The 15547-nt window shown below is 46.8% G+C and carries 15 protein-coding genes; 5 read left to right on the top strand and 10 right to left on the bottom strand.

Features of this window, described 5'->3' with window-relative positions:
* Positions 1-190 precede the first annotated feature (190 nt).
* From ACLHG7_RS09270 to hisIE, 6 genes are all read right to left on the bottom strand, one after another.
* Complete coding sequence (locus tag ACLHG7_RS09270) at positions 191-1969, bottom strand: protease pro-enzyme activation domain-containing protein (RefSeq protein WP_410210744.1); 1779 nt, start codon at positions 1967-1969, stop codon at positions 191-193.
* Between the two features lie 502 nt (positions 1970-2471).
* Positions 2472-4028 carry a UvrD-helicase domain-containing protein gene (locus ACLHG7_RS09265; RefSeq protein WP_410210868.1) on the bottom strand — a complete coding sequence of 519 codons (1557 nt, stop codon included), beginning with the start codon at positions 4026-4028 and terminating at the stop codon, positions 2472-2474.
* A gap of 33 nt (positions 4029-4061) precedes the next feature.
* The gene (gene tatC, locus ACLHG7_RS09260; protein WP_114897690.1) at positions 4062-4823 is read right to left on the bottom strand and encodes a twin-arginine translocase subunit TatC; all 762 of its coding nucleotides are present in this window, start codon (positions 4821-4823) and stop codon (positions 4062-4064) included.
* Complete coding sequence (tatB, locus tag ACLHG7_RS09255; RefSeq protein ID WP_410210743.1) at positions 4816-5283, bottom strand: Sec-independent protein translocase protein TatB; 468 nt, start codon at positions 5281-5283, stop codon at positions 4816-4818. Before tatB ends, tatC begins: the two co-directional genes overlap by 8 nt.
* A gap of 71 nt (positions 5284-5354) precedes the next feature.
* The gene (tatA, locus tag ACLHG7_RS09250; RefSeq protein WP_410210742.1) at positions 5355-5576 is read right to left on the bottom strand and encodes a Sec-independent protein translocase subunit TatA; all 222 of its coding nucleotides are present in this window, start codon (positions 5574-5576) and stop codon (positions 5355-5357) included.
* Between the two features lie 106 nt (positions 5577-5682).
* Positions 5683-6480, bottom strand: coding sequence for a bifunctional phosphoribosyl-AMP cyclohydrolase/phosphoribosyl-ATP diphosphatase HisIE (gene hisIE / locus ACLHG7_RS09245; RefSeq protein WP_410210741.1), 798 nt, complete (start codon positions 6478-6480; stop codon positions 5683-5685).
* Positions 6481-6797: 317 nt separating this feature from the next.
* Here hisIE and ACLHG7_RS09240 point away from each other — a divergent pair, with 317 nt between their 5' ends.
* Positions 6798-8027: an MFS transporter gene (locus tag ACLHG7_RS09240; RefSeq protein ID WP_410210740.1), complete on the top strand. Its 1230-nt coding sequence runs from the start codon at positions 6798-6800 to the stop codon at positions 8025-8027.
* 12 nt (positions 8028-8039) lie between these two features.
* Here the strand turns inward: ACLHG7_RS09240 and ACLHG7_RS09235 are convergent, their stop codons facing one another.
* Positions 8040-9263: a hypothetical protein gene (locus ACLHG7_RS09235; RefSeq protein WP_410210739.1), complete on the bottom strand. Its 1224-nt coding sequence runs from the start codon at positions 9261-9263 to the stop codon at positions 8040-8042.
* A gap of 34 nt (positions 9264-9297) precedes the next feature.
* On the opposite strand from ACLHG7_RS09235, the gene ACLHG7_RS09230 reads away from it, so the two are divergent.
* From ACLHG7_RS09230 to ACLHG7_RS09215, 4 genes are all read left to right on the top strand, one after another.
* Positions 9298-10893: an ATP-binding protein gene (locus tag ACLHG7_RS09230; protein ID WP_410210738.1), complete on the top strand. Its 1596-nt coding sequence runs from the start codon at positions 9298-9300 to the stop codon at positions 10891-10893.
* 15 nt (positions 10894-10908) lie between these two features.
* A complete protein-coding gene (locus ACLHG7_RS09225) occupies positions 10909-11610 on the top strand; it encodes a response regulator (protein ID WP_410210737.1) in 702 nt (233 codons plus the stop codon).
* 118 nt (positions 11611-11728) lie between these two features.
* Complete coding sequence (locus ACLHG7_RS09220) at positions 11729-12616, top strand: SPFH domain-containing protein (RefSeq protein ID WP_410210736.1); 888 nt, start codon at positions 11729-11731, stop codon at positions 12614-12616.
* 9 nt (positions 12617-12625) lie between these two features.
* Entirely contained in the window at positions 12626-12958 is a 333-nt protein-coding gene (locus tag ACLHG7_RS09215; protein ID WP_410210735.1) for a hypothetical protein, read from the top strand.
* Positions 12959-12968: 10 nt separating this feature from the next.
* Here the strand turns inward: ACLHG7_RS09215 and ACLHG7_RS09210 are convergent, their stop codons facing one another.
* From ACLHG7_RS09210 to ACLHG7_RS09200, 3 genes are read right to left on the bottom strand one after another with little or no spacing between them, the layout of a single operon-like run.
* A complete protein-coding gene (locus ACLHG7_RS09210) occupies positions 12969-13364 on the bottom strand; it encodes a hypothetical protein (protein WP_410210734.1) in 396 nt (131 codons plus the stop codon).
* 39 nt (positions 13365-13403) lie between these two features.
* On the bottom strand, positions 13404-13841 hold the full coding sequence (locus tag ACLHG7_RS09205; protein ID WP_410210733.1) for a DNA polymerase III subunit chi: 438 nt from the start codon (positions 13839-13841) through the stop codon (positions 13404-13406).
* A gap of 17 nt (positions 13842-13858) precedes the next feature.
* On the bottom strand, positions 13859-15361 hold the full coding sequence (locus ACLHG7_RS09200) for a leucyl aminopeptidase (RefSeq protein WP_410210732.1): 1503 nt from the start codon (positions 15359-15361) through the stop codon (positions 13859-13861).
* Positions 15362-15547 lie beyond the last annotated feature (186 nt).

The following is a 15547-nucleotide window of genomic DNA, read 5'->3' as shown; positions in this document are numbered from 1 at the left end:
GGTGCGATTCGGGTGGTCTTTATAGCGGATTTTGAGTAATAGGTAAACAAAACCTTGTGTGCACCTTTAGAAGTATCAACATAAACGGGGTATACATTAGGGACAGTTTTTTCAGCATTGACATCCAATGGCTTATCTGATTAAAAAAATCACCGCGGAAGCGCGGTGATTTTTTGCAAGATGAGCCGACTTATTTTGAGAAGTCTGGGTTGGCTTTAATAAAAGCATTGAGCTTGGTGATGTCAAAGCTGCCGAAACCGGTTGAGCCATCCCACCCTGCTTTTGCAGGGTAGCCCGTGTAGGAACCACTGCCGTTATTTCCTGAAGTCACATCGTGAAGTAAGGATGTATTGGTTGGGAAGTATTTATAAAAACTTGCACCCGGAAAGCCCAATGTATTGTTATTGGCTGATTGCAAACGTGCCCAGATTCCGACAAAAATTGGTGAGGCTAAGCTGGTGCCACCATACTGGACGAGTTTGCCTTTGTAATAAATTTGAGCACCACTGCTTCCTGCGGCATCAAATGCGACATCGGGGAGTGCGCGTTTGGTTGAACCCGTAATGGCCGCAGTTTGCCAAGTTGGGGCGGGTTGGATCGTGCTATAGCCGCCACCTGTAGCCCAGATTCGCGAGCCTGATAAGCCTTCGTTCCAAACGGTTTCATTGCTATATGCCGTACCATTGGTATAGAGCGTTGTTCCACCAACAGCGATCGCATAAGGTGAGCTTGCAGGGGTTGAAACGGTATACGTACTACCTTCGGGTACACCGCCAGTCTCTTCGTATGCACCTTCATCACCGCTTGACACTGACACTGTTTGACCTTGTGCAATGGCCTGTTTAAAAACAGTATTCGTTGCAGCGATGCTATCGTCAGTGCCTTCATATTGACCAAATGAGGCATTAATGACTTTAACCACATTATCGGTTACCGCGCGATTGAACGCACTCACGATGCTGGCATTGGTGTTGTAGTCAGGTGCGTTGTAGAAAATAATCTTTTTCACTGCACCGCCAGCAGCGCCTACGATGGATTGGCTATCCAGTTGCCACTCTGCATCTGACTGAGTGTGCGCGCCTGAGCCGATATTAATAATCTGAGTGGGGATGGTGGCTAAATTATTTTTGGTCGTGTAAGTAGTCAGATCTTTGACCGTCTGAGTTTGACTGCCCCAGGTCACGATTCCGACAGCAGTATTTGATGCCGTAGGTGTTGTTCCTGCACCGTATAGCGTTGAGAAATCGAGTGGGTTGTGACCGACTGCTACAGGAGTCGCGGCTGGACGGGCAAGCACAGACGCGGTGCCCGCTGTTTGTGCACTTGAACTTAAAGGAACTTCACGATGATAAGTGCGCGCTACTGCCGCGGTTTGTAATCCAAGAACCGTATCGACAATACCACTCAGTGATTGAGGCACTTGAGCATCAGTGGTATTGGCGAAGACCGATTTTCCTTCTTTTTGGAACGTTTTCAGTGTGGTATTAAATGCGGTTTTAGCGTTGGCTGCCGTGCCTGTTGCTGTGATAAACAGGCGGTTGGGTGTAACGCTGATATTGGTATAGCCTGCTTTGGTCAAGTGCTTAACAACGGTATCGACTTGTTGTTGGGTCGGACTATATTGGTCGATAAATTGAGCACTTGTGAGGTATTGTCGCGAGCCGCCCGATTGTAGGTATTCGAGTTGCTTGTCGAGCTGGACTTCATTGCGTAATTTTAGGCCGACCGTGATCTCAACAGGCTCGCTCGCAGTCAGTGTGGTGGCGGTTGCGAGCGTTGCAGCAGATACACCCGCTGTGGCGGCTCTCGCTGTTGTTTGGGTAATGGGTGAGAAGGCTTTAGTTTTGGTAGACACCCATGCTTCTGCACCTTGTGCTGTCAAAGATGTGGCAAGCGCTACAGAGATAGCGGCGGATAATACTGTCACACGACGCGCTTGGGTAAAGCGCTTAGAGATAGATTGTTGCATATAAAACTCCGGATAATGAAGGTATGATGCGATTTGTCTTTTTACTAATTGGTTTGTTTGTTGGTAATGAAGACAATTTGAGTATAGGATTTTTTATCCGAAAATAAAGTGTTATTAGTTATTGTGAATAGAATGATTTATTTTTTAATTATCGCGTGATTTCATAAGTTGAATTATTATATCTAAAATAGATATTGAATTTATTTGAGAAGTTGTTTTTAATATTTATTTTTAATGATTAAATTTTTTTTGTATAAAATATTACCACTTGTGAATAACGATTTCATTGTTTGTGATATGGAGAGATATTTTTATTTTTTATGAACATATGGGTGTGGTTATAGGGTTTTATAAGTTTATGATAAAAATCGTATTATCAGTTTATACTTTAGATTTTGTCTGTTTTAAATGTTATTTTGTCTGAAATAATAAATAGTATTATTGTCAAGTGATAACTTAATCACATTTTAATCGGCTCTTTCTCTGAATCTAGAGTACTCGCTTAATCTTCACTTGTGCGATAAGAGGGTGTCATCCCTGCTTGCATCTTGGGGGAAGTGCCTTCTTTATTCTGCTTAATCCTAAGCGCACCTATTAACGGTAAGACATGATGCACATTCAAATTGGTTTGCGCGCGTGTGGCTGCAACATAAAGCAGGCGTAGCTCTTCATCGGCAATCTGCGCTTCGTTTTTATTGATTTTATAACTGTAGTCATCTTCAAGCTGGACGTTGTGCCATTCCAAGCCCTTCGCTTTATGTGCAGTAGAAATCACGTAGTCTGCCGTGGCGATCGGGGTGATTTTGAGTAAGGCTTTTTTCAAAGGGTCGGTGCCATGATCATCGACCAGTTTCACCAAGGATTTGATGTCACTGCCATCATTGGTTTCGCAGTATTCATGCACATCCTGCCAGCTTGAAAACCATGCGAGTTCAGGTGCGTCGTAAACACGTCGTCCCGCCTTAAGTGACGCGGCTGCATCGACAAATTTCAATAAGCGTTCACTGTCTGCTTGCAGCGCAACTTTATCTCCATTGACGAGGCCTGAAAGCAATAACGACATGGCACGGGCATTGGTACGACACAAGATGGCATTTTTGACGTTCATGCGCGGAGATAAATCAATCTTAGATTGCTTGGAGGGTTCACCTTCCAGCGGAACTTGCTCTTTGAGCTCACGTAAAAAGACATTGGCGACATCGGCAACGGCATCACCAAAGCGAAATGAGCGTGTGAGTCGAGTTGCGGTCAGTGGCAATTGCTGCATGGCATTAACCGCACCGCGCCAAGCGTAAATTTGCTGATGTGCATCGCCAACATAAATCACCTGCGCGCGCTTTTGCTTCATCAGCACGCCTAGCATCAAGGGGTCAGAATCCTGTGCTTCATCAAACAGAATATAATCTACAGGAATGATTGGGTCAGACAGCGCCCAGCATTTGAGATAAATATCATGCCCTATGCCAGCTTGATGGCGAGGGTCGATCGAATCTCGCCAGCGTTTTTCGACATGCGGAAATAGATACAAACGCAGACTTTCCGCATCATCGGGATGAAGCCATTCGGGCAGTTCAATATGGCGCGGTGCAGGGTGCTGGGCATTGGTCGCACAGAAACGACTGACTGCATTGCTGATAAAGCTGCCGAGACGACTCGGGGTAAGCGTAAAGTATTCAAAACGATTACCCAACATACGTCGAATTTTCATCGGTTCTAGTCGGTATTCTTCCGCTAACCGGGAAGGACTTAAGCGCGGCAGACGCAGCTTATCGGTGATGGTACGATTGACGTGACGAAATGCCATTGAGTGGAAGGTGCGGCAATCCACGTTGGCGTGAAAACGCGTTTTGGCGTGATCGGCAATGGATTTATTAAAGGCCAAGTAGATGCCTTTTTTTTGTGGAATTGCTTGGCTAATCAGTTGCAAAGTTGTGGTTTTACCACTGCCTGCATAAGCAATAATTTTGAAAGACTGCCCGCTCTTTGCCTGCTCAATCGCGATGGATTGCTCAGGCGTCGCAAGCGCTGCTTTTTGACCAGTTTTTTGTGTGGTATGAATGGTATTCGGGTTTACAGAATTGTTCACTTCAGATCAGGTACTCGCACGACGTCTTTCAAGTATACGCGCAAAGACCAATCCTAATTCAAATAATAACCACATCGGGATTGCCAGCATGGCCATACTGATGGCATCGGGTGGAGTCACAAACATGGCAATCGCAAAGCAACCCACGATGATATAGCGCCGTTTTGCGACCAGTGAGTCCACAGTCACAATCCCAGCCAGAACCAGTAAGAGGGTTGCAATTGGTATCTCAAAGGTTAAACCAAAGACCAAAAATAACTTTAAACAAAAGTTTAAATAGAGATTGATATCCGTCATTGGCACCACGCTATGCGGGGCGATATGAATAAAGAACGTCAGGATCGAAGGCAATGTAATAAAGTAGGCAAACGCAACACCGACATAAAACAGAAGGATACTGGATGTCAGCATGGGGATCGCGATTTTGCGCTCGTGCTTATACAGGGCAGGCGCAATAAACTGCCAAATCTGATGCAGGATATAAGGCATACCAATCATAATCGCGACAAAGAACGTCAGCTTAAATGGTGCCATGAAGGTCGAGGTAATGTCGGTCGCAATCATGGTCGCATTATGCGGAAGCTGGGCACGTAGAGGCACAGATAGCATCTCGTACAAGTCACGTGCAAAATACGCCAATGAGAAAAAAATCAATCCGACACAGCTGAAAATTCGAATGAGATGCTTACGCAGTTCAATCAGGTGTGCGGTGATCGGCATCTCTGCGTGATCATCGTTTGATTCAGGTGGGGGTAAGGCTTCAGTCATGGGTGTTTTTGTATTCTTCGGTGAGTGTCGTCTCATGCAGAGGACGAGTTGCTTTGCGGTGCTGATAGGGTGCTGCTGGAATCAATGCTTCGCGTTCGGATTGAGAAATGACGACGTAATCACGTTGCACAAAGGAATGGGTTGGTGCTTCGGCATTTCCTTTGATGGATTGTTCTACGCTGCTCATTTCACCTCGGATATTGTGATGAATACTATTCATCTCACTACCAATCGATTGCTCGGCCTGGCGAATTTTTTCCAACTCGTCATTCATGCGTTTACGCATTTCAGCCAGATTGACCTCTTGTTCAATCTCCGCCTGAATGGTCGCAATACTTCGACGAATACGACCATACCATGCCCCAGCCATACGTGCGGCGTGAGGGAGTTTTTCAGGTCCTAGCACAATCAATGCGACGGCACCCAGCAGTAAAATTTCAGTAAAGCCTATATCTAACACGTCAGAATTCTCTTAAAACTCGTTAAAGTTGTGCAGTAGCAGTGCCGTGCTGCTCAAAGAAATGACACTGCTTAGACTTTGTCTTTATCATGTTGCTGAGTACGCTGTGCACTACCATCAAGGGTGCGATCTTGTTCCAATTTGCTCGCGGCTTCTTCGTCTTTTATCGAATCTTTGAAACCTTTAACGGCACCGCCCAGATCTTTACCGAGATTTTTCAGTTTAGATGTACCGAAAACCAGAATGACAACGACCAAAATCAAAATCAAATGTGCGGGAGATAAACCAAACATGACGATGTCCTCTATACGTTTTTTAACAGGGTTGAGCCCTCTGAAAAAGAGGGTTCAACATTAAAATGATCAATCAAAAATAGATGGGTAGTCCGTACTCATCCGTTTACCCTTCTGTGCGAGAGGCTTTCTCAACCAGCCCAGAAAGATTGAAACGTCTTGCCAACTCATCCAATACGGCTTGAGGAGGGACATTAAACTGTCCCAGCATGACGATAGCATGAAACCAAAGGTCAGCGGTTTCATAAATAAGGTCTTGTGCGTCTGTTTCGCTGGCATCTTTTGCGGCAAGAACGGTCTCAAAGGCTTCTTCACCCACTTTTTCTAAAATCTTATTCAAGCCTTTATGATAGAGGCTGGCAACATAAGATGAGCTTGGATCGGCACCTTTACGTGCTTGAACAATCTGTCCGAGCTGCGCAAGCACATCGATGATTTCTGAGGTCGGAACGTCATCAATAGGCGTCGTCACGCCGTGATCGTGTTTATGATCATGGCTATGGGCATCACCATAAATCGCCTTCGGATCTTTCTTAACCGCATCGACAATTTGCCAGCCGTCTGGGGTCAGCACGCGATAGAAGCAAGATTCGCGCCCAGTGTGGCATGCAATGCCGCCTTGCTGGGTGATTTGCAACACAATGACATCACCATCACAATCCAAACGAATTTCATGCACATCCTGCGTATGACCCGAACTTTCCCCTTTATGCCAAAGCGCTTGGCGTGAGCGTGAGAAATACACGCCTTGTCTACGCTCGGCAGTCAGTTGCAAAGATTCTTTATTCATCCATGCCACCATCAAGATCCGACCGGTATCACGGTCTTGGGCAATGGCAGGAATTAGGCCGTGTGCATCAAATTTGACGTCATCTAGCCAAGTTGCTTGGGATGTGCGGTTCATGCAGCTCGCTCGTTTTTTGAAAATAGCTATATAAGGAATCTATTGTAGAAGATGTTGGGCGGAATGTGGGGATTCAATCATATGAATCCTGTCGAAAGATGGCGTGAGAATCGACTTTAGATGGTTCAATAAATTTAGCGCGTGTTTTGTAATCGACATAGATTCTGTGCAAAGTGATGTGATATTTTCCAATAGGTCAAGATTTTAAATATCAATCAACAACGTCGATGTTTGTTATAACGATTTGCTTACTTGCTGTGATCTGCCCCCTTCGTTGTTTGACCAGAAAATTGCAGTGAGTCATCAGGGACGTTTTTATGAAAATCTCTAATCCATTTGCCGAGCTGACCGGACCACAACTCCATGCCTTTATCGCTGCGCTGTCAGGCTGGTCGCTTGATGCTTTTGATTTTTTCCTTTTTGTCTTTGCGATTAAATCGATCGCAGGTGATTTTCATACCGATGTCAAAGCGGTATCCGAAGGCATCTTTTTGACCTTAGCCATGCGCCCACTGGGCGCATTATTATTTGGTTGGCTGGCTGAGCGATATGGTCGGCGACCGATCCTGATGATTAATGTGGTTAGCTTTGCCATTTGTGAGTTGGCGTCCGCATTTGCACCGAGTCTTGCTGTTTTACTCGCTTTCCGCGCCTTGTTTGGGCTAGCCATGGGCGGAGAGTGGGGGATAGGCGCAGCACTTGCTCTTGAAACACTGCCAGCAACGAATCGTGGTTTTTTTTCCGGTCTCCTCCAAGAGGGCTATGTGCTTGGCTATTTAATGGCGGCATTGGTTTTTAAATTTGCATTTGATCATGTCGGTTGGCGCGGGATGTTTATCATCGGTGCGCTACCTGCCCTGCTCGTATTTTTTATTCGACGTTCAGTGCAAGAGTCCCCTGCGTGGCTGGAAGGCGCAAAACAGAAACGACAAACGATTGGAGAGATGTGGGGCGCAGTGCGTGGACATATTCCGCTGATGTTGTTTATGGTTGTGATTATGGTGTGCTTCACGGCTTTAAGTCACGGTTCTCAAGATCTATATCCCACGTTTTTACAGGTCCAACATGGTTACGGCACCGATATCACCGCAAATATTGCGATTGTTTTAAATCTCGGCGCTCTCTGTGGCGGAGTTTTATTCGGCTCCTTGTCTTCTCGTTTGGGGCGACGAAAAACCATCGCCTTAGCCGCGCTCCTGGTCTTGCCGATGATTCCCCTTTGGGCTTATGCGGCAACGCCGATCATGTTTGCTCTGGGTGCCTTCTGCATGCAACTGATGGTTCAAGGGGCATGGGGCGTTGTTCCGGCACATTTGAACGAATTATCACCCCCCGCTGTCCGCGCCATTCTGCCCGGTTTTGCATATCAACTGGGTAATTTGGCCACATCGAAGATGGCACCTTTTCAAGCGAGCATCGCGGAATCTCATGGCAATAATTTTGCTCTGGCCCTGTCATGGACTATCGGGGTTGCCGCAGTCATTTTGGCAATTGTGGCCTGGTTTGGGTATGAGGCTAAAGATGTGGATTTGTCTAAGTCGAGCTAGCCAGCAATAGTATTAGCAAAATTTTAGAGTTCCATAGCAGTTTTGAATGGGCGTTTGAGCAAGGTCAAATGCGGGGAGAATGACTTGTGTCCCAAACACACCCGTCAGCGCAGTGAGCAGAGGGATATCAATTTCATTATTGCTGTTCAGATTATTAATCGTGATGGACGGCAGAGACAACCACCAGCCTGTTTGTGCTGCTGGAGCGTCAAATGCCCCAGTACTGATCGTTTGCCATTTCAGTGCAGTTTTTTGTAGCGATAAATAGGCATCTGAGGTTGCTGTGCCATCGGCATTGGTGAGTGCCAAATTATGGACGGAAGATAAAGGCTCACTGTCCAAGGTGATATTGCTCAGCGTAAGATTGGAAATCGTCGGTAGGATTCCTCCCAATTTGAGTGAGCCCGTAGTTGCGCTAATGCCATTTAAGGTGATGGTTGAGGCGCGGGTGAGCGATTGGGTGGAGGAATAGTTTGCGATCGTTGCCGTCGTGGTCAAGAGTCCGCCGCCGATTTTAATATTATTGAGTTTGCCATTGGTGATGTTGACCGTGAGATTACCACTCAGGCTTGAAATACCGGTGTCATCGGCAGTTGTTGTGGTGTCGTCATTCGTTCCGATCGAGAGTCTGCCTAAGATACTCGCTGCACCGATTCGAAATCCCTCCACTTCTCGAGTCGACAAACTGGTTGGATTCTTAATGGCAAACTCAAGATACGGGTTGGTGATGGTTGCGTCGGAGCTCGCATAACTGCCATCAGCTCCCGGATTGAGTCCCGTCAAGCTGACATTGGATAGATTGATATCACATCCCGGGCCATTAACCCCACCGCAGCCTAACTGTAGGGATTGGATATTGGTATTAATCGAGGTCGTCGCTTGTAAACCCACACGGTAAAAGCCAACATTGGCGGTGGTGCTGCCATCAACCATATTGTTATTGCCGCTTGCTCCAGGGGCGACATACGTCAGGTTGAGTAGCGACTGTCCCGTAGCTTCCGACATCTCGGCATCTGGCATGACCGTCATTTTTGACCATGCTGACTGACTTAAAGAAATAAGCATCGTCATTAAGATCGCTTGTGCAAGATATTGTTGTGATTTGCGCATGATCGGGGTTGGCATGATGGTCGCTACGACGTCCTGTCCGTGTTTGTCATGCTTAAAACGATGCAACAAAATTATGGAGCAACCATGAAGCAAAATCTGCTTGCAAATGCCGCGTCCACGCGGCATGTTAATCAGATTCCCTCCAGGAGAAATTTGCTGCGTGCGCTCATTTTTAAAACCCGTCTCGATCCGTTTGCCCATTGCGATTCGCTTGTTTATGGCAATCCTTTTGACCGCAGTGACGATTACGCTTTTGGGCCTGTGGATGTTCCATTTGGCGATGCGCGATGGTTTTGCGGTCTATGTGGCCCAGATTGAGATCAATAAACTGCAGGGTTTGGTTACGCAACTGCAACAAGATTATGAGCGATCAGGGCATTGGCCCGAGTTATCTGAAGATGAGAAGCATCAGTGGCTGCGGGCACAGTTTCATCATCATATGCTGAGCAAGTTCAGTGAAAAAAAAGAATCGCGTAGACTCATGCTGCCGAATTATCCGCCATCGACTTCAGAACCACTACCTCCAAATGGAATAGATGATCATCGACCTTATCAGCCGACACTGAGCGACTCCGGATCTCAGCCCCTTTTCGAGATGAAACGTTTTAAAATGCCACCGCCTTTATTTGGCGGATTTCCTGATCGGCTGGATATTGGGAGTCGCTTGGGTCTCATTGATCAGCAAGGCACCTTGGTCGCGGGTGCTTATGCTACAAATCGTGCACCCAGATTAGTGATTCGGGTCCATGAAAAGACTGTTGGCTATCTGACTCTTGAACCACGCATCGATCCTGATGACGCGTTGTCTAAAGCATTTTTTACTCAGCAAAAAGAACAATTATTTTGGATAGGCATCGGTTGCATTGTCATGAGCGCGGTTGTGGCAGGGCTGTTGGCCCGCCATTTCCGCCGTCCCATCCAAACCCTCATGGATTCGGCCAATCATCTGATTCATGGACAGTACACGTTCAAAAATCATATCAATCGTTCGGATGAACTGGGTGATTTGGGTAAAACCATGAACCAGCTGTCGGAGATATTAAGTCAACATGAATCCTCAAGGCGGCAATGGGTAGCCGATACTTCTCACGAGCTGCGAACTCCAGTCAGCGTATTACAAGCGCAAATTGAAGCGATGCAGGACGGTGTACGCGAGCCCAGTGTCAAGCATCTACAAGCGATGCATGGGCAAGTGAGTGCTCTGTCGCGCTTATTAAATGATGTCTATGAGCTTGCGCGGGCGGATGTGGGACAACTCTCTTGTCATCTGCGCATCACCGAACCTTGGACCGTTGTTCATGCCGAGTGCGAAGGGTTTAGTGAGCCCATGCAATCACAAGGACTCATGCTGCAGGTCATTCCGCCCAATTTTTCTATACAGCTCGAAATCGATGCGGATCGGATTCGTCAGGTTGTGGCCAATCTACTCGAAAACAGCCGACGCTACACTGATCCGGGCGGTGTAGTACGGGTCAGTACCGAATTGCAAGTCATCCAGAAGGAACGATTCTGGACCTTGTTGATCGACGATAGCTTACCGAGTGTGTCAGATAATGTGCTTTCTCATTTAGGTGAGCGGTTTTTTCGGGCGGATTCATCGCGGACCAGAGCAACGGGTGGCGCAGGGTTGGGTCTTGCGTTATCTCGCCAGATCGCGGAAATGCATGGGGGTGATTTATTGTTTGAGCATTCGCCTTTGGGTGGGCTCCGAGCGATTTTACGCTTGCCAGTCAAACAAATCATTCATGAAAATTAAAGATAGAGGTGTGATGTGGCATATGTGATGGTGGTTGAAGATGAAAAAGAGCTCGCAAGTTTAATCGAAGATTATTTGCGCCATGCTGGTTTTGATGTCGGTGTCTATCATGATGGTCAGCGTGCTTTTGATGTCATCCATCAGAAAGTACCCGACCTGATTGTCCTCGATATCATGCTGCCTCGCATGGATGGCATTACGATGTGCCATGCGATTCGTCAGTTTTCGGAAGTGCCGATTATTATGGTGACTGCCCGGAGTGAAGAGATTGACCGACTACTGGGGCTTAGAATTGGTGCGGATGATTATTTATGCAAGCCTTTTAGCCCACGAGAATTGGTCGCGCGGGTTCAGGCTGTTTTGCGGCGTTATCAGTATGGCCTAGCATTGGCACAAGAGAATTCTACCGAACTGGGTTTTAAGGTAGACGAGTTAGGGCGGCGTGTTCTGTTTGATGGCAAGCCGTTACTGTTGACGCCATACGAATACAACTTATTGAGTCTATTCATCAAGAATGCAGGACGAGTCTACTCCCGTGCGCAATTATTAGATCATTTAAGTCCGGATAGTATTGATGTGGCCGATCGCGTGATCGATAGCCATATCAAAAATCTACGTCGAAAACTTACTGAGGTCGCCAAACGTACCGATCAATATGAATGGATTCAGTCTATCTATGGTGTGGGCTATCGTTTTGAGTGGCCGGAGTCTCCATAGTTGAGCTTCGGTCAGGGTTTGCCAATCATTACATCGCCGCTATGGAAGTCTTTGTATTTGCCCTGTAATCTCTTCGGATTAGGATAATTAAAAAAGATCATGACGAGGAAGAATCATTATGGCAAATACATCTCATCCCATTTCTAAAACATCGGTCACCGAAAAGCCCTTACTGGTGTCGATTAGCGGTTATGCCCTGCTGGTTGTGGCGTTAGTTCTACTGGCTTTTGCAGGCATTTCGTTTCTGCAGACCCACGAGCCAACGATCGTATCGGTCACGTTATTTGTTTTGAGTCTGCTCATTTTTAAAGGCATGTCGGTGATTGCGCCGAATGAGGCCGTGATTACTACTTTTCTCGGCACTTATATGGGCACGATGAAAAAGAGTGGGCTACGTTGGGTCAACCCTTTCTATAGCAAACAAAAAATTAGCCTCCGCGCTCGGAATCTTAATGGTCAAGCGCTGAAAGTGAATGATAAAAGCGGTAATCCCATCGAAATTGCCGCTGTTGTGGTGTGGCAGGTGGACGACACCGCCCGTGCGACTTTTGATGTTGATGACTATTCGGTATTTGTTCATATTCAATCCGAAGCTGCGGTGCGTAAGCTTGCAAGTTCCTATGCCTATGATCATAGCGAAGATGATCATGTCGATATTACCCTGCGCGATAGTACCGGATTGATCAATGAGTACTTGGAGCGTGAGTTAAATGAGCGTTTGGCACGTGCGGGTGTGGTTGTCATCGAAGCACGGATCAGCCATTTGGCCTATGCCCCTGAAATTGCGCAAGCCATGCTTCAACGTCAGCAAGCGGCAGCGATGATCGCCGCGCGTCGTCAGATTGTAGATGGTGCCGTGGGGATGGTTGAAATGGCGCTCTTGCGTCTTGAAGATAAAGGGACGGTGACGCTGGATACCGATCGCAAAGCTGCATTGGTGAGCAATCTTTTGATCGTGCTTTGCGGTGAAAAAAGTGTTAGTCCTATTGTGAATACCAGCGCATAAGTCATCACCATGTTAGAACAAGAGGTTGGGGCCAGTGATAGCGCATGCGAGCTTTGTGGGCGTGCGCAGCTGCCTTTAACCCGCCATCATCTGATTCCGCAATCCCGCCATAATAAAACCCGCACCCAGCGTTTCTTTGCCAAACAAGATATGCAGCATCGGATTGCGCTGCTGTGTCGACCTTGTCATTCACAAGTGCATGCGGTTTTGGACAATGCAACATTGATGCAGAACTACAATACGGTTGAAGCCCTCGCAGGTCACCCTGAAATTGCCAAATTTTCAGCTTGGGTGGCTTCTAAACCGGTGGGTTTGAAAGTTGCAATTCGTCTTAAGAAATAAGAGGTTTGTATTATTTCTTAAGAGTTTTTAATTCTTGCTGAATCTGATTTTCGAGCCACTTGCGTAATTCAAGACGAATCGGGTCAAGCGAGCGCTCAATGATCGTGTCAATTTGCTGATGGAGGCGTTTCTCAAACTCAGGTTGGGATGTGATATCGATGAGAGGCGGTGTTAGATTTATAGCGTTACTTTCGGCTTTATTTTTCTGAATGGGAGCTTGGGTGGCCAGTGTGATCGGCTCCACATCATCAGTGTTATTTTGCAGGGACTTTTCCCATTCATCAAAATCGGTATTGGGGTCTAACAACAAGCAGACGCTACTTAAGTCACGTAAGCATTGCCGACGCTCGGCATAAGGCGTTGCGAGCCATCGACTAGGGAAGTCAGCACCAAGTTGTAAGGACATAGAACATACTCTCGAATTTCGTAAAATGATTTTTTTTGATTATTTGATCTGGTGTGTGATCGGGGTAATCCCTTGTTGTTTATAGGCTTTAAACCGTTCTCGCCCTGCTGCTTTTGCTGCTTCATTGGCTTCAATGATTTCAATCACACGATCAAAGCGACTGAGTGCTTCAGCAGAAGTCAAAGCATGTCCACTAAGATTAAGGCAGCCCACTTTTTGCGGTGTTGCCTGCAAAAAATCGTCTGGAATGTTCAAGCCCAGACAAATAGGCGCTCTGGCATTATCAACGTCATGTGGAATAAAACTGGACGCTTGAAAGTCCCACAACAATTGATCGAAGCGCTCCAAGGCTTCTGCCGATTCGCACCATACAAATAAAGGTAACCCCTCTTGTAGGGCGCGTTGACAGAGACGGCAGGCGAATAACTCGTGACTCGCCTGCACATCATTCAATACATAAAAGTTGACAGCACTCACAAGCGCTTCCTTTTATTTTATACGCCAGCCCGTTTTCTTAAAAACTGCATCAGGAGTGGGACTGGACGGCCAGTTGATCCTTTATTTGCACCACTGGTATTCGCGGTTCCCGCAATATCCAAATGTGCCCAGCGGTATTGCTTTGTATAACGCCACAAGAAACATGCTGCAGTAGTTGCGCCTGCAGTACGTCCACCGATATTGGCCATGTCTGCTACAGGGGAGTCGAGTAATTCTTGATAATCCTCAAGCAGTGGCAAGCGCCATGCCCGGTCATGAACTTCAAGCCCTGCTTGTAGTATTTCAGCAACCAGTTCTTCGTCGGCACTGAACAAGCCTGAAACGATCTCACCCAGTGCAACGACACAAGCACCAGTCAGAGTAGCCATATCGATAACGATTTCTGGATTAAAGCGTTCAATGTAGGTTAGGGTATCGCACAGTACTAAACGGCCTTCAGCATCGGTGTTTAAAATTTCAATCGTTTGACCGCTCATGGAGGTCACGATATCGCCAGGACGGGTTGCGCGGCCTGAGGGCATATTCTCTGCACAGGCCAACGCACCAACCACATTAATGGGCAGTTTAGCGACACAAACTGCGCGAATGATCCCTAATACGGATGCTGCGCCGCTCATATCAAATTTCATATCTTCCATGCCAGGGCCGGGTTTTAGCGAAATACCGCCTGTATCAAAAGTTACGCCTTTTCCGACTAAAACAACAGGCTTACTGTCATCTTTTTTACCATTATATTCAAGGGTGACGAGTCGACCCGGACGCTCAGAGCCTTTGGATACCGCCAGGAATGAGTGCATACCCAATTCGGCCATCTGGGCTTCATCTAAAACAGAAGTTTTTAGCACTTCTGGAAATTCAGCAGCTAATGCAATTGCTTGATCTGCAAGATATTCTGGAAAGCAAATGTTGCCGGGTTGATTAGCCAGATTGCGGGTAAAGCTTTGTCCGATGTGAATCGCGTTGACCAAGTTGATCCGCGCTTGTAGAGCATCCGCTTGAGTTGTTTGTAGCGTAATGCTTTTCAGCTTATTGGTTGATTTTTTACTTTTATAAACATCGAATTGATAGGCTTTGTTGGCCAGTGCGAGAGCGAAAGGCTCAATCGCAGCATCGGGTAGGCTATCAATGGCAATAACGGCATGGGTAGTACGTTCTGCTAGTGCTTTAATGATACTTGCAGCCAGCTTCTGTGCTTGACCTGCGTTTAATTCATTGATGGTGCCGGCACCCACAATCAGTATTTGTTCAAATCCATCTTGCTCTGCTTGATACAGTGGCAGAGTTTCACCCAGTTTTGCAGAGAAACCTGCACGGCTTGCACTGGCCTGAATGGCTTGCTGTGCGCTAGCTGATAGGGTGGTTGGCAAGCCTGAAAGCGCGTCGCTATCGAGTAGAATAACCAAGACATCTTCGGATGAGGCGGTAACCTGAGCGGTTGTCAGTAGGGAGAGTGCAGAACTTAAAAGCGGAGAGTCTTGAGTGTGAGTAGCGGATGGCATGAGTCGTGGTGTCCAATGAGTTTAACAGGCTTAACGATATTGAGAGTTTGGCGCTGCAAAATGCTTTGCAACTTATCCCTCATTAAAACATTGTCATCCCTTGATGAACAGTAGTTAGATTGTGATTTACGCATGATATTGTTGTATTTGCGCACAACTGAATGGTTCAATCACTGTTCTTTCTCA

The organism is Aquirhabdus sp. (genome assembly GCF_046462495.1).
GTDB lineage: Bacteria > Pseudomonadota > Gammaproteobacteria > Pseudomonadales > Moraxellaceae > Aquirhabdus.
This window is presented reverse-complemented; position numbering and strand designations above follow the sequence as displayed.